General features: G+C 51.2%; 14 protein-coding genes and 1 pseudogene. 8 read left to right on the top strand and 7 right to left on the bottom strand.

Annotated elements, in window-relative coordinates:
- Nucleotides 1–186: 186 nt before the first annotated feature.
- Nucleotides 187–477, top strand: a complete 291-nt coding sequence (locus AC5JLP_RS25975) for a hypothetical protein (protein ID WP_496070735.1) — start codon at nucleotides 187–189, stop codon at nucleotides 475–477.
- Nucleotides 478–629: 152 nt separating this feature from the next.
- On the opposite strand, the gene AC5JLP_RS25970 is transcribed toward AC5JLP_RS25975, so the two are convergent.
- The 3 genes from AC5JLP_RS25970 to AC5JLP_RS25960 form a co-directional block, all read right to left on the bottom strand.
- A complete protein-coding gene (locus AC5JLP_RS25970; RefSeq protein WP_496070734.1) occupies nucleotides 630–812 on the bottom strand; it encodes a hypothetical protein in 183 nt (60 codons plus the stop codon).
- A 387-nt stretch (nucleotides 813–1,199) separates the two neighbouring features.
- Nucleotides 1,200–2,261 (bottom strand): NAD(P)-dependent alcohol dehydrogenase, encoded by a 1,062-nt coding sequence (locus AC5JLP_RS25965; protein ID WP_496070733.1) that lies wholly within the window; start codon nucleotides 2,259–2,261, stop codon nucleotides 1,200–1,202.
- Nucleotides 2,262–2,272: 11 nt separating this feature from the next.
- A complete protein-coding gene (locus AC5JLP_RS25960) occupies nucleotides 2,273–2,743 on the bottom strand; it encodes a (R)-mandelonitrile lyase (protein ID WP_496070732.1) in 471 nt (156 codons plus the stop codon).
- Between the two features lie 265 nt (nucleotides 2,744–3,008).
- On the opposite strand from AC5JLP_RS25960, the gene AC5JLP_RS25955 reads away from it, so the two are divergent.
- The 7 genes from AC5JLP_RS25955 (at nucleotide 3,009) to AC5JLP_RS25925 (ending at nucleotide 15,552) form a co-directional block, all read left to right on the top strand.
- On the top strand, nucleotides 3,009–3,992 hold the full coding sequence (locus tag AC5JLP_RS25955) for an AraC family transcriptional regulator (RefSeq protein ID WP_496070731.1): 984 nt from the start codon (nucleotides 3,009–3,011) through the stop codon (nucleotides 3,990–3,992).
- Between the two features lie 535 nt (nucleotides 3,993–4,527).
- Complete coding sequence (locus AC5JLP_RS25950; protein WP_496070730.1) at nucleotides 4,528–5,151, top strand: hypothetical protein; 624 nt, start codon at nucleotides 4,528–4,530, stop codon at nucleotides 5,149–5,151.
- 22 nt (nucleotides 5,152–5,173) lie between these two features.
- The gene (locus AC5JLP_RS25945; RefSeq protein ID WP_496070729.1) at nucleotides 5,174–7,414 is read left to right on the top strand and encodes a BON domain-containing protein; all 2,241 of its coding nucleotides are present in this window, start codon (nucleotides 5,174–5,176) and stop codon (nucleotides 7,412–7,414) included.
- Between the two features lie 468 nt (nucleotides 7,415–7,882).
- Nucleotides 7,883–8,422 carry a Rab family GTPase gene (locus tag AC5JLP_RS25940; protein ID WP_496070728.1) on the top strand — a complete coding sequence of 180 codons (540 nt, stop codon included), beginning with the start codon at nucleotides 7,883–7,885 and terminating at the stop codon, nucleotides 8,420–8,422.
- Entirely contained in the window at nucleotides 8,419–10,410 is a 1,992-nt protein-coding gene (locus AC5JLP_RS25935; protein ID WP_496070727.1) for an adenylate/guanylate cyclase domain-containing protein, read from the top strand. The genes AC5JLP_RS25940 and AC5JLP_RS25935 overlap by 4 nt, the downstream gene beginning before the upstream one ends.
- Nucleotides 10,411–10,482: 72 nt before the next feature.
- Complete coding sequence (locus AC5JLP_RS25930; protein ID WP_496070726.1) at nucleotides 10,483–14,328, top strand: GAF domain-containing hybrid sensor histidine kinase/response regulator; 3,846 nt, start codon at nucleotides 10,483–10,485, stop codon at nucleotides 14,326–14,328.
- Nucleotides 14,329–14,382: 54 nt separating this feature from the next.
- Nucleotides 14,383–15,552 carry a PP2C family protein-serine/threonine phosphatase gene (locus AC5JLP_RS25925; protein ID WP_496070725.1) on the top strand — a complete coding sequence of 390 codons (1,170 nt, stop codon included), beginning with the start codon at nucleotides 14,383–14,385 and terminating at the stop codon, nucleotides 15,550–15,552.
- Nucleotides 15,553–15,707: 155 nt separating this feature from the next.
- On the opposite strand, the gene AC5JLP_RS25920 is transcribed toward AC5JLP_RS25925, so the two are convergent.
- From AC5JLP_RS25920 to AC5JLP_RS25905, 4 genes and pseudogenes are all read right to left on the bottom strand, one after another.
- Nucleotides 15,708–16,025 (bottom strand): STAS domain-containing protein, encoded by a 318-nt coding sequence (locus AC5JLP_RS25920; RefSeq protein WP_496070724.1) that lies wholly within the window; start codon nucleotides 16,023–16,025, stop codon nucleotides 15,708–15,710.
- 82 nt (nucleotides 16,026–16,107) lie between these two features.
- Complete coding sequence (locus tag AC5JLP_RS25915; RefSeq protein ID WP_496070723.1) at nucleotides 16,108–18,075, bottom strand: glycosyltransferase; 1,968 nt, start codon at nucleotides 18,073–18,075, stop codon at nucleotides 16,108–16,110.
- Between the two features lie 138 nt (nucleotides 18,076–18,213).
- Complete coding sequence (locus AC5JLP_RS25910; RefSeq protein WP_496070749.1) at nucleotides 18,214–21,099, bottom strand: DUF3131 domain-containing protein; 2,886 nt, start codon at nucleotides 21,097–21,099, stop codon at nucleotides 18,214–18,216.
- Nucleotides 21,091–21,165: pseudogene (locus AC5JLP_RS25905) on the bottom strand (DUF3131 domain-containing protein); the annotation flags it as partial. The pseudogene AC5JLP_RS25905 and the gene AC5JLP_RS25910, both read right to left, overlap by 9 nt.
- Nucleotides 21,166–21,230 lie beyond the last annotated feature (65 nt).

Here is a 21,230-nt window from a genome sequence, read left to right as displayed (position 1 = left end):
ATGAACTAGGGGGCTGGCTGTCTAAGGTTGCACTAACCTTAGTTTTATTGCCAGCCTCTAGCCTGGAAAAACAGCGTCATTTTTTGCAGTCGTTTTCGCCTCTTACAGGTGGCACCTTTCTCTAACCCTCTTCAGCGATCGCCATAACAGTCAAGCACTGGCCTGTCCTTGCGTTAGCATCGTGGTATGCAATCGATGCGATTACTCTTTGAAACGCCAGAGGCTGCCCGTGAGGTTGCCTTCATGCTTCGGTGCGAGTACGACGGCTTTACTATGATTACGCTGCCTCCGCTCCACGACACGTTGGCACTCAGAACCGCGATCGAGCTAACGGGATCTGATTTCTGTTTTGATGGCGACCACTATCCGCTCGTGCTTTCCTTTACATCTACTGCACTGGGTCAAGTCAGTGACCAATACGCAGACGAGCGGATTAGCCAGAAAGCGGAGTTATGGTTGAATGAAGCTTCATCCTGATATGGGCCGTAGCATTGCCGCCAAGAGTACCTGAGCCATTGCTTGTAGCCCGACTAAGAACTACTGTGGCAGAGCTTCGTCCTTTGTGGCAGGCTTAAAGCCAAATTTGGTTGCAATGACCACTTGCCCTCAAAAAGGAGCCAGGGCTTCTCCTACCAGTTCTTCATGACAAAGGAGCCATACACTTCAGCCGTAGCGGAAAAACGCCACGCTTCTTTCAACCGCTGCACGATGAGGGAAATCATTTCACTCCTATTAGGTAAGAGAGTTATAGAAAAGCTCATACTCATACAACCGAGTCCGATCGCCGAAACTTCTAAATAGGATTTATGCATTTGGCACCCAACCCCCCTTTCTTGAATGCCGAAGGCTATATTCTGGGGATTTGAATTGGCTCGGTTCCCCCTTTCTTGTAGCTTGCTTCCCGAAGGGTATGCCCAAAGTGCTATAAATCGGGGGCTAGGGCGTGGTTTAAAACCCTCGGAAACCCCCAACCCCCAAATTTGGGGGCTTACAAACCAGCTTCAAAGTCTCCTAGCATTGGGGGCTTAAAGCCCTTTGGGCATACAAGAAAAGGGGGCAGAAGCTATCAGCAATGAAACGATTGAAGTTCTAGAACACTGCCTAGGGGGCGAAAGATGACTGCTCTTGCGTAAGTCCTACTAAATTGCTATTGCCAAGTTTGCGCGTTTGCATGTGACTCCTTCGAGGGTTCGCCTCAGCTATGCAGATTTAAGGGATGCCATATCAATCACGAAGCGGTACTTCACATCAGACTTGAGCAGGCGATCGTAGGCTTCGTTGACCTTCTGAATTGGGATGACTTCGACATCCGCAGTGATGTTGTGTTTGCTGCAAAAGTCCAGCATCTCCTGAGTTTCGGCAATGCCGCCGATCATAGAGCCGGATAGGCTACGGCGACCCATGAGCAGGCTGAAGGCTGCCACATCCAATGGCTTCTCCGGTGCGCCAACCAGGGTAATGTTGCCGTCGAGGCGGAGCAGGTTGAGATAAGCGTTGATGTCGTGCTTAGCGGAGACGGTGTCGAGGATGAAATCGAAGCTGCCAGCGTGTTTCTGCATTTCGTCAGTGTTACGGGAAACCACGACTTCATCCGCACCAAGACGCAGGGCATCTTCCGTCTTGCCGGGGGACGTGGTAAAGACGACAACGTGTGCTCCCATCGCATGAGCGAGCTTCACGCCCATGTGCCCCAATCCGCCAAGACCGACCACACCGACCTTCTTGCCCTCGGTAACACCGTGGTGTCGCAGGGGTGAATAAGTAGTAATCCCTGCGCAAAGGAGTGGTGCGACTCCAGCAAGATCGAGATTGTCTGGAACGCGTAGCACGAAGCGTTCATCGGCAACGATGCTATCGGAGTAGCCACCATACGTAACCGGAGCGGTCTTGTGCTTGTCCGGGGAGTTGTAGGTGAAGATCACATTTTGGCAAAATTGCTCAACGCCGGCTTTGCAGTTCGGACAGGTGCCGTCGGAGTCAACCATGCAGCCGATCGCCGCCAGATCACCAGGTTTGTACTTCGTCACTGCCGAGCCAACTTTAGTGACGCGACCGACGATCTCATGACCAGGAACGATCGGATAGGTCGTGGACATGAAGTCGCTCCACTCATCACGGACTGAATGGACATCAGAGTGGCAGATACCGCAGAAGAGGATTTCGATCTGAACGTCGTGTTCGGTTGGATCACGCCGGGCGATCGTATCGGAGGCTAGCGGGGATGTTGCACTGGCAGCGGCGTATGCTTTGGTGTTGTACATGAATGGTGCTCCTACTGGTTTACGTTTGATGCCTGGTATTGTTCGTCGCTGACCTGTTCCAGCCAGTCAACGGGCTTGCCGTTGAGCTGTTCCTGAATGGCAATATGCGTCATCGCCGTCGTTGGGGTGGCTCCGTGCCAATGCTTCTCACCTGGTGAGAACCAGATTACGTCTCCCGGTCGGATGGGTTCGATCGCTCCACCCCAGCGCTGTACGAGGCCACAGCCAGCCGTCACGATTAAGGTCTGTCCCAAGGGATGAGTGTGCCATGCAGTCCGAGCACCTGGCTCAAACGTGACACTGGCACCAGCCGTGCGCGCTGGAGCGGGTGTCTGAAATAGGGGGTCAATGCGCACAGTGCCCGTAAAATACTCAATCGGCCCTTTGGTGGAAGGCTGTGATCCACTTCGTTTGATATCCATTGTTTGCATTCCTTGATTGGATGCCATTGGGTTGGTTGCCCCAACCGTAGAGATGAACACTGCTCGCCTCCTCTACCGATAGGGATGGGATTTTTGGCGGTAAGGATGAGTTTTTTTAAGTCGCACGGTTAGCCTCGACGTTGTGTGAATGGTCAGTTGACAAATCGCTTACTCAATCCAGCTTGCGTTGTCGCTTGAATAAAAATCCAGATGCTTGCAGGAAGCTAGATTCCTTTCTTCTTGCTTTAGGTTTATTTTAGGCATCCTGGCGAGTAAGCCATAGAACGATCGTCTAAGATCGTTGTACAATCCTGCAAACTTAGACATGAATGCTGCTAAAACGAGTGAAACGTCCGATCGAGCTTTCATCAATAACTCGCAGGCAACGCGTGAGGCAGGCAGAGCGCAGGCGAACCGAGACGAATTGACGGAGCGAATTTCCCAGGCGATGCATCAGGATGGAACGATCGAGTCATTAAAGGGGGTGCATTTCAACCGCATATCCTCGCCATCGGAAGCCTGTCATAGTGTCTCTACCCCTGCCTTCTGTGTTATTGCTCAGGGCAGCAAAGAAGTGCTGTTAGGCAGCGATCGCTATCAGTACGACCCGATGCATTACCTACTAGCAACCGCCGAACTACCCGTTATTAGCCAGATCCTGGACGCATCCAGTGCTCAACCGTACCTGAGCCTTCGCCTTGATCTCGATCCCACCCTCGTTGGCTCCGTCATGGTCGAGGCAGGCTATCCCTCAGCCCAAAAGGGTGCCAATGTCAAAGCGATCGACGTTAGTCCGTTGGATGCCAATCTGTTAGACGCTGTAGTGCGACTCGTCAGGCTGCTCGATTCCCCTACTGAAGCGCCTGTGCTTGCACCATTGATTAAGCGGGAAATCATTTACCGCCTGCTGACAGGAGCGCAAGGGCATCGGCTGCGGCAAATTGCCGTTCTCAGTGGCTACACCCACCACATTGCCAGAGCCGTCGATCGCCTGCGTCAAGACTTTAACCAGCCGCTGCGGATTGAAGACATTGCACGAGAGCTTGGTATGAGTGTCTCAGGCTTCCACCATCACTTCAAGTCGGTCACTGCCATGAGTCCTTTGCAGTTCCAGAAACAACTGCGGCTCCAGGAAGCTCGTCGTCTGATGCTGGGGCAAAACCTGGACGCAACTACTGCGGCGTACCAGGTAGGCTATGACGATGCTTCGCACTTCAACCGGGAGTACAAAAGGCTGTTCGGGGCACCGCCGATGCGCGACGTAGAACGGCTGCGGGAAGCAGCGAGGGAGACGGCTAGTTCAATATGACGACATCGATCGAGAGCAGCTTGGGAAGAAACCGCAGCTCAGAAAGCCTGTCCTGCTAAAAGCAGCGTGAGCGCCGTGAAGTCTCTCGATCGATCGCTGAGAGTATGTCTGAGAAGTGCGAGACTGTCCTGCTGTAGCTTGCTTGCCAAAGGCATCTCGATCGAGCGCTGAAACCCTGGATTTTAGCCTACGGGAAGCAAGCTACGTTGTGCTTCGCCCGCCCCAAAATGACAAGAACACGTTTAGACATTCGCTCTGTGATCGCCGCATACTCTAGCCAGATCTTTTGTTCATCGCATGCCCCCAACATGTGCTTCTTCTGAAGGCACGAGGTCTCGTACCACGGGATTGCATTCTCTCAAGCGATTAGATTCTCATCATGAGACTACTTGAAGCTTTCTGTCTCACCTGGCAGCAGTTGTTAGGGAGAGCGGCAAGGTGGGCAATTTAATGACAGTGAGCATTTCATAGCACCCATGCTCAAACAAGCATTGGAGTGCTGCTAACAGATTATTCATGAGGTAAGAGCGGCATTATGAGTGACATCACCAAGGAAGAAGTGCGTGAGCGGCTTGGCAATATTGATCAAATTCGTGACATTATTTTTGGCTCTCAATTGCGCGATTATGACAATCGGCTCGATCGCCTGGAATCGGATTCAACGATGTTTCAGCAAGAAATGCGCGATCGCATTGACCAAATCAAGACCATTTTAGCCACAGAGTTACGTACAGCGACTGATTCACTAGAGAAAAAGCTGAAAACACTGAGTACAAAATCTCAAGAAGATAGCGTTGATTTACAACAACAAATCGATCGAATTCAGCGAAAATTTTCTAGCAGTATTGAATCGCTAGATGTGGCGATCGACAAGCAAGAGCAGGAGTTACGAAGCGAGCTTTTGCAAACTAGAACCAATCTGCAAGATGATGTTTTGGCACTCAGAGATATGGTCTTTGAAGAACTCGATCGACGCTTTTCCCTCATCAGAGAAGGCAAAGTCTCAAAAGACGATATGGCAGAGGCACTGTTTGAGCTGGCGATGCGCATGAAAGGGACAGAATTTGTGCCAAAGCTTAGAGAAATCGCTAGCAAAGCGGATTCTGATACACACATTCCACTGTTAGAAACCAGAAAAATTTCCGAACGAATTGCCTGATAGCGCAAGGTCTCTTTGAGCCGTGAATAGCCAGCCGCAAGAACTAGATTCTCGGCTTCTTCAAGAAGCCGAGAATCTTCAAAATGATGAATTGGAACCTTTGTTGAAGCTGCTGATTGATCTCAAGCTTGTTGATCCGCCCAAAAATGTTGATCCGCCCCAACCTCTTGATCCATTGGAAGCAACTCCTATGTCATTGCTGGACGATCGCGCCTACAATCAGCCCAAAACGTTAGATTGCGTACCTGAGTCAGATCAACCGTCAACAGTACCCACTGTGGCAGCTACATTATTCATACCAGATGACAATGGCAATCCAGTGGTGAAACCACCGCCACCGCCACCCGGCAAGTTTCAGCCAGGTGAACCAGACGATCAGAAGCACCCTTCTGAGACATCGATCGATGCCTTTGAGCAGTTACAGAGCCTTTTGGTTGGGGCTGAATTAACCGCATCTCGTGATCTGACGGCGGCTCTGGAGCAAAAAATTGCTAGCCTGGAGCATCAAATTTATGAACCTGCGGCGTTGATGAACCTGTTGCTACCGTGGGTGGCAGAACTGTTGACACGCAAAATCGCAGAGTCCAGAGAAGAGGTGGTACGGGCGATCGCGCCTATTATTGATCAGGCAATTCAAAGTCGGGGCGAGCAAGATAGAGTATCCATGAGTGCCGCAATTTCGCCCTTGATTGCAGCGGCAATTTCGCAGCAGACCACCCATTCGCCAGAAGAAGTTGCAAACGCAATCGCGCCTACGATTGGCAAAGCCATCAAGGAGCAAATTCGGCTAGAGCAAGATGCTATGGTGGATGCGCTTTATCCCATCATTGGCAGTACGATCGCCAAATATATGGCGGAAGCCATCCAGTCAATTAATCAACAAATTGAAAATACGCTCAGTCCTGAGGGCATCCAGCGTAAAATACGCGCCAAGCTCCAGGGTGTGTCTGAGGCAGAGCTGATTCTCAAGCAGGCAATGCCCTTCACCGTGCAGGCGATTTTTTTGATTCACAAAGCCTCTGGTCTGCTGATTGCCGAAATTCAATCGGTGGGTGACCAGAGCCTGGAATCGGAAATGTTGGCGGGGATGCTAACGGCCATCCGCAGTTTTGCCAATGATTGTATGGCCCAAGCGGGAACGACATCAGAGCTTGATCAGATCGACTATGGCGGGGCCAAAATCATTTTAGAAGTGGCAGGCTACTGCTATTTAGCCTTGGTGGTGCAGGGAGAACCGCCGCGATCGTTCATGCCCAAGGTGCGACAAACGCTGAGTACCCTGGTCAAACAGAACGGCAACTCGCTTGAGGCGTTTGATGGCGATCCAGACACCATTCCCCCTGCGGTCTCAACTCAGTTAGAAGCCCTGCGGGATCAGTTTGCAGGCGATCGCCCCGCAAAAACTGCCAAACCGCCCTTCATTCTTATTGGTGTGTTGGGACTGTTAGCGCTCATTGGTATCCCCTGGGGCTTTTATCAATATCATCAAAGCGTGGCACGACACGCTGAATCAAACACCGCGTTGGCACTGGCCTCCACACCAGCCTTAGCCGTTTATCGGTTAGATGTCACAGCTAGTCGCAAAACGTTGACACTGACAGGACGATTGCCCAATCCAATGTTGCGTTGGCAAGCTGAGCAAGTCGTGCAACGTGCCGCACCAGACTGGACGCTAGACAACAAAATTCTGGCAGTCGAGATGCCTCCTGATCCCGTCCTGGCAGCAGCGGAAGTAAAGCGAGTCACAGCGCTTTTGAACCAAACAGACGGCACTGCCGTGACCACTCGCTATGCAGATGGACGTGTTTTGGTTGAGGGGAGCTTGAGTCAGACGATCGCCGCCAGCACCATCACACAAGCTTTTGCTCAAATTCCAGGTGTGCGATCGGTGACAAACACTGTCAATGTACCACCCATTCAGATTCCTACCCGACTGTACTTCAATCCCGCTTCAGCCGTGCTACAACCAGCCGACAAAGGATACAAAATTAGTCGAGTGATTGCGTTTCTTCAACAATATCCCAACTACACGCTGCGAATTATTGGTCAAAGCGATGCATTGACGAGTCAGGAAAAGCCATCATTGGCCTTGCAAAGAGCCAGCGCTGTACGTGCGACCTTGGTGAGTCGAGGAGTGGCTGCTAGCCGCTTGCAATTGGAGACAGCAACTTCTCACAGCGAACCGCCAAACCAACCAGCATGGAAACGTCGCTCCGTTGCCTTCGAGCCGATCGCCTCCGCAACTGATACCAATTTGAATTGAAAATGCGACACATCCTGTAGGGGCAAGGCATTGCCTTGCCCCTACCCACCGATTGATCTGTAGCCGTCATTCTTTAAATCGGTATGACCCTTAGGATCGCGGCTTAAATAACTTCGGCAAGTGAGGTGTTCTGTAGGGGACGCACGGCCGTGCGCCCGTACCCCAAGGTCACACTTTAATTAATTCTTGTTCCTTAGGATCGTGGCTTAAATCGCATCGGTCATCCTCATGCTAAGCCACTACAAGGTTGTCGGTTTGATTAAATTCTCTCCAGGCTAACGGTGCGAAACCTGTTGTGGCCTTTCTTCTGTTAGCCCGCACTTTCAGTGCAGGGCGGGTCAGACGATCGCTGAACGATTTGTCAGTTAACCAGCATCGAATCACCCTCGTTGTCAAATAGAACAAAAGGGGAAGACTAAAGCTACTACAAATTACCTATTTGTGGCGTGTGTTTCGAGTTAACTCATCATGTCTACAGGTTCTAAATCGACGCTTTCCAAAAAAATGTGTCTGATTGGTGATTTTGGTGTTGGTAAAACGAGCTTAATTCGTCGCTTTGTCGATCGCCAGTTTAGCGACCAGTACCTATCCACCGTGGGCGTAAAAATTTCTCGCAAGCTGGTAGAAGGCCAGGAGCCAGGAATCAAAGACCTACAGCTTCTCATCTGGGATATTGAGGGCAGCACCAAGTTCAAGGCGATCGCGCCCAGTTATTTGCAAGGTGCGAAAGCAGCGATCGTCGTGGGCGATGTCACCCGGCAAGAAACGCTCGATCGGCTTTCTGAACATGTGGAAAGCTTCTTAGCAATTAATCCTCAAGGCGTTGTAGCTGTGGCATTGAACAAAGCCGATCTGGTTGAGGAAAAAACACTCATAGATCTGCTCCAGCTATTGCCGTTACAGAATCAGCCCCGTGTGCTGACCGTGTGTGCCACTTCAGCAAAGACTGGGAAAGCTGTTGATGATGTGTTTCAAACTCTTACTCAGCAGATGATGGAGTCAGAATGAACGCTCTCTTTGAGCAACTACTCGCCCTGCGTCGCATGGAATATGTGACGCTTGATCGGCACTTACACATTGTCGCTGTGTCTTCAGGTGGGCAGCAGTTCGCGGATAGTGCGGCTGCCCTGGTGAAGGGATGCGATTGCTCTCTATCCTTTCCAGAATTAGTGGGGTCAGAAAGCGAGCTGATGGCAGTACTTCAGGGAGAACGGACAAGCTTTGAACTACACGCGATTGCCCGTTCTCAGCCGAATGGAACCTTGCTGTACTTTGATTTACGCGTGACTCAAATCGCAGAAGCCACGTTTTCTGAAAGTGAACTTATTCTTTTTTTAGAAGATGTCACTCAGAACATGGCGTTAGAACAGCGCTTGGTGCAGGCATCCAATGAAATGAGTTTGTTGGTGAGTGCACTAACAACATCTAAAGAATACGTGGACAAAATTGTGACCGCGATCGCCGATGCCTTGGTTGTCACCAATCAGGCAGGCATCATCAAAACGGTAAATCAAGCCACACATAGCTTGTTGGGCTATAGCCAGACAGAGCTGATTGGTCAGCCGATCGCCACGATCGTGGCAGACAAAAACTTTTTACTCCAAGCCATTCAGCCCAACCCATCGCAAGCAGTCGGTAAGGAGATTGAAATCGTCTGTCGCACCAGCAGCGGTGCCAAGCGCTTAATCGCGTTTTCATGCTCTACAATGCAGACCAACAGCGATGATGGTCAAGATTTTATTTACATCGGTCGTGATATTACCGATCGCGAACGCACTCAGCAGCGGCTGATGGCACAATACACGATCGCCCGTATTCTGTCTGAAGCGACAACGATCGCACAGGCGACAGCCAAAATTTTGCCAGCCCTGTGTCAAGTGCTCGAATGGGATTTGGTGGAGCTTTGGCTGGCGGAGGAAAACCAGGAGACAGATGCAACGACACCGCTTAGAGTACAGCGGTGCGTCGAAGCCTGGTCGAAGTCGTCGTTGCCGCTACGAGAGTTTATGGCAATCGCTCAAAAGACGACATTAGCAGTGGGTCTTGGGTTGCCTGGACGCGTGTGGATAACCGGACAGCCTCAATGGGTTACGACGGCTGATGCGCTCGACATCCTACGATCGCCCCTCGCTGCCAAGGCTGGCCTACGGGTAGCGTGTGGTTTTCCCGTCCAAAGCAGTGGTGAAGTGCTAGGAGTTATGACGTTTTTTAGCCGTGAGCTGAAAGAACCCGCTCAAGACCTGCTGCAAACCCTGACCGTCATCGGTAGTCAACTCGGTCAGTTTATCCAGCGCAAACGCATAGAAGCTGCACTTTCTAAAGAGCAGGAACAAACTGAACGTTTGCTGCTCAACGTTTTACCCAAACCGATCGCAAAGCGCTTGAAGCAGTCTCAAGAAACCATCGCTGAGAACTTTGCAGAAGCTACCGTTCTCTTTGCCGATCTGGTTAACTTTACCCAACTCGCCAGCAGCCTGTCGCCCATTGAGCTGGTCAATCTACTGAACCAAATTTTTTCCACCTTCGATCGCCTGAGCGAACAATACGGCCTGGAGAAAATCAAGACGATCGGTGATGCCTACATGGTGGTGGGTGGTGTGCCCAAGCAGCGAGCCGATCATGCTCAGGCGATCGCGGCAATGGCGTTGGATATGCAAACGGAACTTGCCCACTTTAATGCTCAGTTTAACGCCCACTCTAGCGCTACCAACGACTGCGCTCTTACGATGCGGATTGGCATTCACAGTGGCCCTGTGATTGCGGGTGTCATTGGCATCAAGAAGTTTATTTACGATCTTTGGGGCGATACCGTGAATATTGCCAGTCGCATGGAGTCTCAAGGTGTTGCGGGACGCATTCAAGTCACCGCCGCAACATACAGCGCCTTACAAAACCAATTTGCCTTTGAGTATCGGGGCAGTATTCCCATTAAAGGCAAAGGCACAATGGAGACTTATTTTCTCGTTGGCAAAACTGTTTGTGGGTTGGCACTGTAATTATTTTACGTAACTGCTTCAGCTATGGCTCTACCCTCTAAACCACATAGGCCCTGCCTTCTGAGCAAACTTTTGGCACCACGCTGCATTGAGTATCTGGTGCTAAACCACGACCTGACTATTTTAGAAGCGTCGTCTGGCAGCAAACGGTTGGCAGATGATCCGGCAGCGATGATGAGGGGTAGCGATATCCGGCAAAGTTTTCCGGAGTTATATGGTGCTGAAGCGCAATTGTTCGCTGTAGTGCAACAGCAGCAAGCCATCTTTGTGTTGAAGGGCATCAATCGATCGACGGCACAAACCCAGCTTTATATTGACCTTTCTGTGCTGGAAAATCAGGAGCAGGAAGGGTTTGAACATCAGCTTATTGTCTTGCTGGAGGATGTTACCCAGCGCATGGTGCTGGAACAATCCCTGGTACAGCGAGCCAATGAAGCCGATCTTCTGGTCGGTGCGTTAAACGCTTCCATCAGCTACACCAACCAAATTGTCACCTCAATGGCAGAGGCGTTAATTGTGACCAATGCCTGCGGCAGCATCAAAACGCTAAATCAAGCAGCGCAGCGGCTGTTTGGGTATAACGAAGCGGAACTGGTCGGTGCCTCGATCGCCCGTCTTGTCATGGATGATCCACTCATAGCATCAGCTAATCTCCCGCTTTTTGCGGCCCAAACCACATGGCACCAGGAGGTAGAAATTCTGTGTCAAACCAAAGCAGGGGCACAGCTCACAGTTGCCTTTTCGCGCTCTTTAGTGCAGCCTCAAGAAGGCACTGAAGGGTTTGTTTACATTGGTCGTGATATGACAGCGCGCAAGCGTGTTGAGCAGCGGCTTGAAGCTGAATACGCCATTACTCGCATCTTGACCGAGGCAGAGACGTTGGCAGCCGCAACGCCTAATATTTTGCAAGCGATCGGTGAAAGCCTGAAGTGGGATTTGGGCAACCTGTGGAGCCTCAACGCCGCTACAAACAGTCTGGAGCGGGTGGCAATCTGGCATCTACCCTCACTCCATATCTATTTTGAACCAACCTACTACCCTGTTGTGCCCTTGGGTACTGGCTTACCGGGGCGGGTTTGGGCCAGTGGTGCGGCAATCTGGATTCCCGATGTGGCGCAGGACGATGCTGTGCAGTCGGCTGTGGTGCGACAGGCAGGCTTACATGCCGCGATCGGCTTCCCCATTCTCAGCGGTGCCGAAGTACTGGGTGTACTCACCTTTTTTAGCCATCGCATTCAGCCACCTGATGAGGCGTTGCTCAAGATGATGACGGCGATCGGTCGGCAGATTGGGCAGTTTGTGAAACGCAAGCAGGCGGAAATGAGCTTGCAACACCAATTGCAGCGCACGTTATTGCTCAAGCAAATTACGGAGGAAATTCGTCAAAGCCTGGATGCCAATCAAATCTTTCAAACCGCTGCAATTCGGCTTGGGCTAACTTTTCAGGCTAATCGCTGTTTGATTCGCACTTATAGTGCAGCACCCACCGTGCAGATGCTAACGGTTGCTGAGTATTTGGAAGTAGGCTGTTTCTCCGTTCGTCACATTGAAGTCCCATTTACGGGCAATCCCTACGCCGAAAAGGTGTTGGCGGCTGATAAGGCGATTGCAACCCCAGATATTTTTGCAGAACCATTGCTGGCAAGAACACAAGCGACGGCTGCTGCGATGGGGCTAAAATCTATGCTGATTGTGCGTACCTCCTATCAAGGCGAGCCCAATGGCGTGATTGCACTACACCAGTGCGATCGTATTCGCCACTGGACAAAAGACGAAATTGATCTGCTCGAAGCGGTTGCCACTCAAGTCGGTATCGCCATCGCACAGGCTGCTTTACTCAAACAAGAAACTACTCAGCGCGAAGAACTGACGGTTAAAAACGTGGCGCTGGAAAACGCTATGCGACAAGCCGAAAGCGCCGATCGCGCAAAAAGTGAATTTTTAGCCATGATGAGTCATGAAATTCGCACCCCCATGAACGCTGTCATTGGCATCACACAGCTCTTGCTCAATACCGACCTCACACCTCAGCAGCAAGACCTGTTAGAAACGGCTCGCAGCAGCGGTGATGGGTTGCTCACCATCATTGACGATATCCTCGACTTCTCCAAAATTGAATCTGGCAAGCTAGAGCTAGAAACCCAACCCTTCAATCTACGCTCCTGTATTGAAGCCTCATTAGACCTGATGACACCAAAAGCCCTGGAGAAAGGTCTAGAGCTTGCCTATGTGATTGATCCAAATACGCCTAGCCAGGTGATCGGTGACATCACTCGGTTACGTCAGATCTTGGTGAATCTTTTAAGCAATGCGGTCAAATTTACGAGTGCGGGTGAGATTTCTGTGTCTGTGCTGGCACGAAAGCTACAGCGATCGCAGATGTCTGAAGCACCACAAGCGGTCTCTCAGCCTGGTAGCCATACCAGTGACGAGTTTAGTTCTTTACCCTTCTACGCAATCCGCGTTGCGGTCAAAGATACGGGTACGGGCATTGCCTCCGATCGCCTCGATCGTCTCTTCCAACCGTTTAGTCAAGTCGATTCTTCTATCAACCGTAACTATGGTGGTACGGGGTTAGGTTTAGTCATTTGCCAACGACTGTGCGAACTCATGGGTGGCAGAATTTGGGTTGATAGTGACGTAGAACAAGGCTCAACCTTTTCATTTTCAATCATGGCTCAAGCGGCGATCGAAGATGCCTCCAGCGTTGAGACAAGCACTCTCTTACCTGGTAAACGATTGCTGCTTTTTGACCATAATGCCATCAGTCGTCAACACTTAACGTTTCAAGCTCAGGCGTTTGGTTTAGACGTATATGCGCCTCAGTCAGGGTTGGAGTTATTGAAGGCGCTGCAAACAACACCCGTTGATATCTTGCTGCTGGATCAGCAATCGCTTGACGCTTCACAGGCATCGCTGCTATCAGATATCCAGCAGACAATGCACCGCCAGACAATGCACCACCAGACAATGCCTCTTGTCCTGCTCACGTTTGATCGGTTGAAGCCTGTAGCTCAAGACCTTGGGATGCCGTATGCCGCTGTGTTGCACAAGCCTGTCAAACAGTCCCAGTTTTATCATTTATTGATCGACCTGTTGGCTGGAAAAGCGTTTCAACTGCCTACTGCCGAACCTCCCAGCGATCGTGCTGTAAAATTAGCGGAACATATGCCGCTACGGATATTGCTGGCTGAAGATAACCTGATCAATCAAAAGGTAGCGTTGCTGCTGCTGCAACAATTAGGCTACAGCGCTGACGTTGCAAGTAATGGGTTGGACGCGATCGCGGCTTTAAGCAATCAATCGTATGATGTTGTTTTGATGGATGTACAGATGCCTGAGATGGATGGATTAAGCGCTACGCGCTATATCTGTGAACACTGGGAGCCATCATCTCGCCCACATATTATTGCCATGACAGCCAATGCAATGGTCGGCGATCGTGAAGAGTGCCTTGGAGCAGGTATGGATGATTACATCAGCAAGCCCATTCGTGTCGATGTACTGGCACAAGCTTTAACCCAAGGTTCTCACTACAAGCAGCCATCAATCAGTACCCTGGAACAAAGCTGCGAAACGGCGATCGATCCACAAGCATTAGAATTGCTACGTAACGCTCTCGGTGAAGATGCTAGAGAAGGCATCACTGAGCTGATTGATTGTTACCTTGCAGAGACACCGAAACTCATGCAAGCGATGAATGAGGCGGCTTGCAAAAGCGACGCTGTTGCCCTTAATCACGCGGCCCACACGCTTAAATCTAGCAGTGCGTGCCTAGGTGCGATCGTCGTTGCCAATTTGTGCGCTCAGCTAGAAACGACCAGTCGAATGGGCAGCACTGAAGGCAGTGCAACCGCTATTAAACAACTCGAAGCCGCCTACGATCGAGCACGAGCCGCTTTGCAGCAAGTTGCTTAAGCGTTTGCATCTGTCTGGTTAGAAGGAAGTAAAACCATCCATGCTAAACCAACCATGCCTCAAATCCTGATTATCGATGATGATCCATTTATTCAACTGATGCTGAAAAGACTGTTGCAGGCGCAAGGCTACGACATCCTTTCAGCGTTAAATGGTGAAGATGGAATCACACAAGCACACAACCATCACCCAGCGCTCATCATTTGTGATTGGCAAATGCCCAATATGGATGGGTTGTCTGTGTGCCGAGCGATCAAAACCAATCCAGCCCTTGCCAAGACGTTCTTTATTTTGCTGACTGCTCGGTCTGAAATCGCCGATCGCGTTAAAGGTTTAGATACAGGAGCCGATGACTTTCTCTCGAAACCACTGGAACCAAATGAACTCAAAGCGCGCGTCCGGGCAGGACTACGGCTCTACCAGGCATCACAGGATTTGCAAGCACTAGCAGAAGACTTACAGACGCAGAAGCAGGCTTTAGAAGCAGAGTTAACCGAAGCCGCTGACTATGTGAAGTCGATTCTGCCAGCCCCTATCAGCGGTAGCATAGCGATCACCCCCCGCTTTTTACCCTCTCGGCAGTTGGGTGGCGATTGTTTTGACTATTATTGGCTCGATCCCGATTACTTAATGTTCTACTTACTCGATGTCTCCGGGCACGGACTCGGTTCAGCCTTGCTCTCTGTTGCTGTGCAGAACGTCTTGCGATCGCAGTCGCTACCTGGCGTCAGTTTCTACCAACCGCATCTGGTATTGAAGGCACTAAACGAAATTTTTCAGATGGAGAAACAGAACAATCGCTATTTCACCATTTGGTATGGCATCTACAACCAACGCAAACGACAACTTACCTATGCCAGTGCTGGTCATCCACCTGCTGTTTTGGTGCCTACAGTATCGATCTCTGAAGCGGCAGCCGCCTCTGACGTAAAACAGTTACGCACACGCGGTAAGCCCATTGGTATGGTGCCAGATGCCAAATACGTTAGTGAAAGTTATGTGATCGATCGTCCCAGCACGCTTTACCTGTTCAGCGATGGCATCTACGAGATCAGACAGCATAACGACACCTTTTGGACACTAGCTGACTTCATCGCACTCCTCACTAAGCACAGCGCTACCACTACTGCCAATCCTGACGCTATTCTCGAGCAAGTACAGGCTGTAAGTGGTCGCACAACCTTTGAGGACGATTGCTCGTTGCTACAGGTGCAGCTTGATTGAGGCATGAGGAGTCGGGAGTGGAGAAGCAGGGGGAACGGGGGTGGTAAAGGGCAGACAGCAGAAGGCAAGATTTCATCTCACACCTCTCCTGCGGCTCACAACTCAGAACTTCTCGCTTCCCCTGCTTCCCTTGCTCCCTCTGCTTCTCTCATTCCTCATCCCTCTATTAATACCGCACGATTAAACTCATCCTGGTTGGCAAACACTTCAAACACATCGTCCATACCCGTCAGTTCAAGCACCATCGTTAGCTGGTTATTCACTGAGCAAAGAGACAGTCTGCCACCTGCTTCACGCAGCGTTTTAAGCGCCATGACTAGCGCCCCTAAGCCAGAGCTATCCATCAGTTCTACATTCTGACAATCTACGAGCACTGTTTTGACGCCAGACTCGACCAAATCAGTGATTTCACGGCGAAAACGGTTTCCACCTACACTGTCTAAAATGCCGTTGGGTTGAATAATTTTGACCATAAAGCTGGTAGGGTAAATTCTCTTGAGGTCGATCGCAACTAAGTTAGTGTTCCCCAAAGCAACCGATGAGCATCTCAGCGTTTTATGCTTTTGGTTGCCAGACGGCGGCTCTAATCACAGCCCAGAGCAAGACCAGATTGTAGATTGCCCAACCGCCGTTGAGCAGATGCACCCAAGGGTCTTGCAATTGACCCACCGCAAAGAGTCCTAAACTCCACACGATGCCCATGAGCGTCAGCCCGAAGACAATGAGTTGAAGGCGCACCAGTCGCAGGTAAATTCCAGACTGTCTTTGTTTGGGCGTGACCTGAAATTTGAGAGGACGTTTGGTGAACACACTCCAGACTGCCTGGATGAAGAGGGGGAAGAGGGCGATCGCGTACTGCTCCGATCGCCACACTTCCCCGGCTGGAATGCCCCAGGTCGCCACTGTAAACGTCAGACGGTTGATGATGAACGCTGGGAAAAAGTGCAGCGCAAAATCATTACCATAGGCGCTGACAGGAATTAATCCTGTGAAAAAGTAAATGATAGGACAGGCGATAAAAATGACTGTTGCAAACCCGGAGAAGTAGCTGTACATCGTCTGGAAATACTGAAGCCGCTGCCAGAACGAGAGTCCCGGTTTGAACCAGGGATTCTCTTGCAGCAACACCTGGATCGTGCCCTGTGCCCAGCGCAACCGTTGCTTGAACGTCGAACTCAGGTCATCTGGAGCCAGCCCCTCTGCTAGCAGTTCGTTGTGATAAACCGATCGCCAGCCTGCTCCGTGTAGTCGCATCGCCGTATTCATATCCTCGGTAATGCTGCTGCTGGACATACCGCCGATCAGGTCAAATTCATCCAGGCGAGTTATATCTTTGGCGTAGGCTTCTGAAAAATAGCTTAAACCAACGCTAACGAGTGCTTCTCGCCGCAGTAGAGCGTTTGTACCCGTGTAGAAAGCGGAGTTTAAACCATCTTTGCCCTGTTGAATGGGGCCGTAGAAGAGGTGTGCTCGGTGCCCAAATGGGTCATCCGCAGGCAGATTGTAGAAATCTTGAGGCGTTTGCACCAGCGCAATGCGGTTGCTTTCATACTGACCTTTCCAGGGACTGTAGGTGTAGAAGTAGGGCAATACACGCTTGAGGAATTGTGGTTTGGGAATGTGGTCAGCATCCAGGGTGAGAATAAAGTCTCCAGTGGTTTCGCCCGAAAAGATGGCGTAGTTGATGTTGCCTGCCTTCGCGTGATGAGGCTTGCCACTCGGTTTTGGACGGGCAATGTAGCGGCAGCGCACCAGATCCGCTAGATCTAACTCGGTTTGATGGATGGCAGCTTTCAGTCGCCGCTGTTCGGCTAAAAGACGATCGCCCAGGTTTGGATGCGTCGGATCAAGCGCGATCGTTACTTTCTGTAGCGTGTGTAATGCTTCAACAGCCGCATGTTGCTCCTCTGGCTGCGTCTGCAAGAATTGTGCTGCCGCTGCGGTATCCAGCGCTAGCTGCTGAATGTGCTCAAGCTGGTCGAGCAAGCGCGATCGCTCCCCTTTCAACTGCGTCACTTCTACCTGCAATAGCGGTGACTGCAAATCTTCCAGTCCCAATGTCTGCGTCATGGTTCGCATTTCTGGCGAATTGCCATCATCCAGCACGTATACCCTCAGTTTGGTCGTGGGATAGTCGATCGCTAGCGCAGCACGTGTCGTTTGCTCCACCATGTCGGGCGGTTCGTTATAGCAAGTGACAAAAATGTCCACACTGGGATACTTCGCCTGGGCGATCGGTGGGGAAAGTTGATCCAGCGATTTCACCTGTCGTACCAGCGGTCGCCAGAGGCCGATCGTAAACATCACGCCGCCCAGGTAGCTGTAAATTTCTGCCAGCAAGAGAGGAATAGCCAGCCACCAGACACTGAAATTGATGGAATGCCCAATCCGCCACTGCAAATACCAGGCTCCTAAAATCAGGTTGATTTCTGCCAGGTAGCGAAAGAGAAGGGTGTGTTTTTTGAGGCGAGATCGCTGATTGCCGGAGAAGGTAGGGGAAGGGGAGAGGGGGAGGGTGGTCATGGGGGATGAGGGATGAGGGATGAAGGATAAAGGTCGAGAGTTTTGAGTTTTAAGTTTTGAGTTGTAAGAGAGGGATGCGGGATGAAGAGTTTTGAATTTAGCCTTTAGCCTTTAGCCTTCTGACTCCTGACTTCTCACCTAAAACGCCAATGGTTGATCGCCCCGTGCACGATACAACAGGCTTTCGAGAATGATGGCGTTGGTGTTGATGTCGATCGAGGTATTGTTGCCCAACTGGAGATTCTCGTAGCGTCCGGAAAAGTACCCTCGCTTGGGGTCTGCAAGGGATTGAACGGCCGTTTGTAGGGTTTGGGCGTAGGCATCGTTTGGCATTAAGGCACTCCAACCAAAGGCGGCTTTTGTGCTTAGAAAGCGCAGGGATGGAAACGCTTTCCCTCGGACATTGATGGCTTGCCAGGGTTGCCCATTGGCGTAGACGCTGTAGTAGAGGAAGTAAGGGGGGCGATCGAGGGAATCTTCGTTGACAGCGGTGACAATACCCGTCCGTTTAAACCGTTGGGCTTGAGCTTTAAACAAATTTTGTGCCTGTGGTTTAACGGCATCTGTCCAGCCGAGTTCCAAACCCCACAGCAAATAGGGATCGCTGGTGAGATAGTTACTTGCACCGGATGTTTTCAGATCGCGCTGATCGATTTGGAAGGGAATGCCATCGACCTGAACCGTCTTCACTGGCGGACGATCGAGTGCATTCGTTGCTTCCAATTGCCATAGTTTTAAACCCTGAGCGGCATACTGTTCATAACCCAGACGACCTTCTTGAACGACTTGAATTGTCTGGTTTGGGGTTGAGATGCCGCCGTGCAGCCAACCATTTTTCACCAGCTTCGAGAGATTCCAACGAGTGACGACATGGTTAATGCGATCGCCCAACTCTGGATAGTGTGTTTTCAACACATGCAATCCCATCAAAAAGCGAGCTGTATCCAACGCTGACCAACCGCTTGTACCACCTGGATCGGGCGTGTTGTCCAATTGGCGCATTTGAGCCGTGCTGGTGCTATACGCCTTGTTGGGTAGTTTGGTTGAGGGAATAGGTAGCGTTTCCAGCGTGTTGAGTAGGGTTGTCATGCGCTGGTTGAAGCGATCGGGCGTGATCAAACCCAGTTGCCGTGCGGCATGAATACCCAGTAGAGCGCTGCCCTGATCCCATAGCGTTGTCCACGCCATCTGGTCTACGGCATTCACCATGCCTGTTTGAGTGTTCCAGTTACGCTCAAAGTATTTCCAGGCTTGTTTGGCGACGAGTTGGTTGGTAGGGGTGAGAGGCGCACGGGAAGCAGGGGGAGCGGAGGAAGCAGAGGAAGTGGGGCGGATGGCTAGGGGCAGGGGGGGAGGGGGCGTTGTCGATAGTACAGGGATATTGGCAGATTGGGAAACAGAGGGTTTGGTTAACGGCGGTTGAGTTGATTGGGAAGAAGGGGAAGGAGACGGTAGTGAGGGGGGTGGAGGGGCGGTTTGGGGCTGTGATCGGGAGGCTGTTGAGTCTCCCGATGGAATGCCGGAAGCCCAGTAGGTGCCGGATGCATCGGTGATTACTTTCGCGCGTTGAATAGCCAGTCGAGGCAGCCCACGACCCACATCACCACTGGTAATGGCCTGCCACCAGGGAGAATTTGTGGTGCTGCTGGCATGAACGATCGGTTGCTGCTTGGTTGCTGAGTACAGCAGGGATTGTAGAATCAGGCTATTGGTGCTGCTGCCAAAGCCAGTGGCAGGTTTGCTCGTTTTTTCGGAAAAGCCTTCTGGATAGCCTTTGGTGGCATCGTACAGGTCAGTGGTTTTCTGCCAAAGCCTAGTGGCGTAACCATCGTCGGGGAAAAGGGCATGGTAGGCGAACGCCACAGCCGTACTGACTAATCGATCGTCAGCCGCGTTCGTACCATCGCCACTCAGAGTTGCCCAGGGTTCTCCTTGGCTGATGACCGTGCTGTGAATGATATAGGGTTTGCGATCGATGAGCGTCGTGGCAGCAGCGGTAAAAATGCCCGTTTTGCGGTAGCGTTCAGCCTGGGCTTTGAGGATCGGTTCTACCAGCGATCGCATTTGTGGATCGAAACCAAATTCTAGACCGTAGAGCAGAAATGGATCGCTGACGACATACGGTTTGATGGTCGGATTTCCACCGGGGCGCGATCGTTGGATGGGCACATCAACGCCTTCAACGGCGGCTGTTTGATACGATCCTCCTACTGCCGCTTTGTCAGTTTCAAAGCCCCAAAGTTGAAACGCACGAGCGGCATATTCCTCATAGCCCAGTCGATTTTCCACATACACCCGTGTGAGCGATCGCCCCTTGCCATCTTTGGTGACGATCGCGCTCGAAAGGGCACCATCGCGGACTATGCGTAAATATGACCAATCCAACACCGTTTGATCTACGGCGTTCGTATATTCGGGATGACAGGTCTTGAGACTGTAAAGCGCCGACAGCAAGCGACCAATGTCCAGCGCTGACCAACCTGTACCATCCGTCATCGCGTTATTGCCGTAGTCAGTCGGCTCCAGCGATTGAATGTTGTACCCTCGATTAGGTAATTCGCCTGCAAACAGCGGCAATTTGTTTAAGGCTCCCAGTAGATGGCGGGTTCGCTCATCAAACTCATTGGCAGAAATTAGATTGAGCGATCGAGCCGCATGGAGCGCTGCTAAATAATCACCCATGCCCCAGGCTGTTGCGCCTTTCAAGTCACTGCGATCGCTAACCAATCCTGTTTTTGCCTGAAAATTTGCCTTAAAGTAGCCCCAGGCCGCCTTAGCATAGGTTGTTTCCGTTGCAGAAAGCGGTTGACTGAGAGCAGGGCAAGTAGATGGCTGTGGTTCGCCAACTGAGGGAATGGGATCAACAGCAACAATGGTGGGTTGAGGCGTACTGTCTGAACCAGGCGAGGCGGCTTCAACGGTCGATGATGCCTCATCTGCGGTAGGACCAGGAGTCTGGGCTGTAGCAAAGGTGATGGAACTGGCTCCAATTAACGGTTGATTGCCTCTAGCTTTGTAATACAAAATTTCTAGAATCAGCCCGTTGGTATTGCCCGTCAGCGTTTTATTGGGTAGCTTCGTTGCTTCGTAAAGCCCTGCATAATCCCTCTTTTGTTACTACGGTGGAGGAGAAGAAATTCAAGTCCCATCAAGCT

The sequence above is a fragment of the Stenomitos rutilans genome, assembly GCF_059505485.1.
The sequence above is the reverse complement of the archived record's forward strand: the minus strand, read 5'-3'. Positions and strand labels throughout refer to the sequence as shown.

What these genes read in the sequence shown, in the direction of transcription:
- AC5JLP_RS25935 (WP_496070727.1), top strand. Translation starts at nt 8,419, where the DNA reads ATGAACGCTCTCTTTGAGCAACTACTCGCCCTGCGTCGCATGGAATAT.
- AC5JLP_RS25925 (WP_496070725.1), top strand. Translation starts at nt 14,383, where the DNA reads ATGCCTCAAATCCTGATTATCGATGATGATCCATTTATTCAACTGATG.
- AC5JLP_RS25915 (WP_496070723.1), bottom strand. Translation starts at nt 18,075, where the DNA reads ATGACCACCCTCCCCCTCTCCCCTTCCCCTACCTTCTCCGGCAATCAG.
- AC5JLP_RS25950 (WP_496070730.1), top strand. Translation starts at nt 4,528, where the DNA reads ATGAGTGACATCACCAAGGAAGAAGTGCGTGAGCGGCTTGGCAATATT.
- AC5JLP_RS25965 (WP_496070733.1), bottom strand. Translation starts at nt 2,261, where the DNA reads ATGTACAACACCAAAGCATACGCCGCTGCCAGTGCAACATCCCCGCTA.
- AC5JLP_RS25920 (WP_496070724.1), bottom strand. Translation starts at nt 16,025, where the DNA reads ATGGTCAAAATTATTCAACCCAACGGCATTTTAGACAGTGTAGGTGGA.
- AC5JLP_RS25975 (WP_496070735.1), top strand. Translation starts at nt 187, where the DNA reads ATGCAATCGATGCGATTACTCTTTGAAACGCCAGAGGCTGCCCGTGAG.
- AC5JLP_RS25970 (WP_496070734.1), bottom strand. Translation starts at nt 812, where the DNA reads ATGCATAAATCCTATTTAGAAGTTTCGGCGATCGGACTCGGTTGTATG.
- AC5JLP_RS25940 (WP_496070728.1), top strand. Translation starts at nt 7,883, where the DNA reads ATGTCTACAGGTTCTAAATCGACGCTTTCCAAAAAAATGTGTCTGATT.
- AC5JLP_RS25955 (WP_496070731.1), top strand. Translation starts at nt 3,009, where the DNA reads ATGAATGCTGCTAAAACGAGTGAAACGTCCGATCGAGCTTTCATCAAT.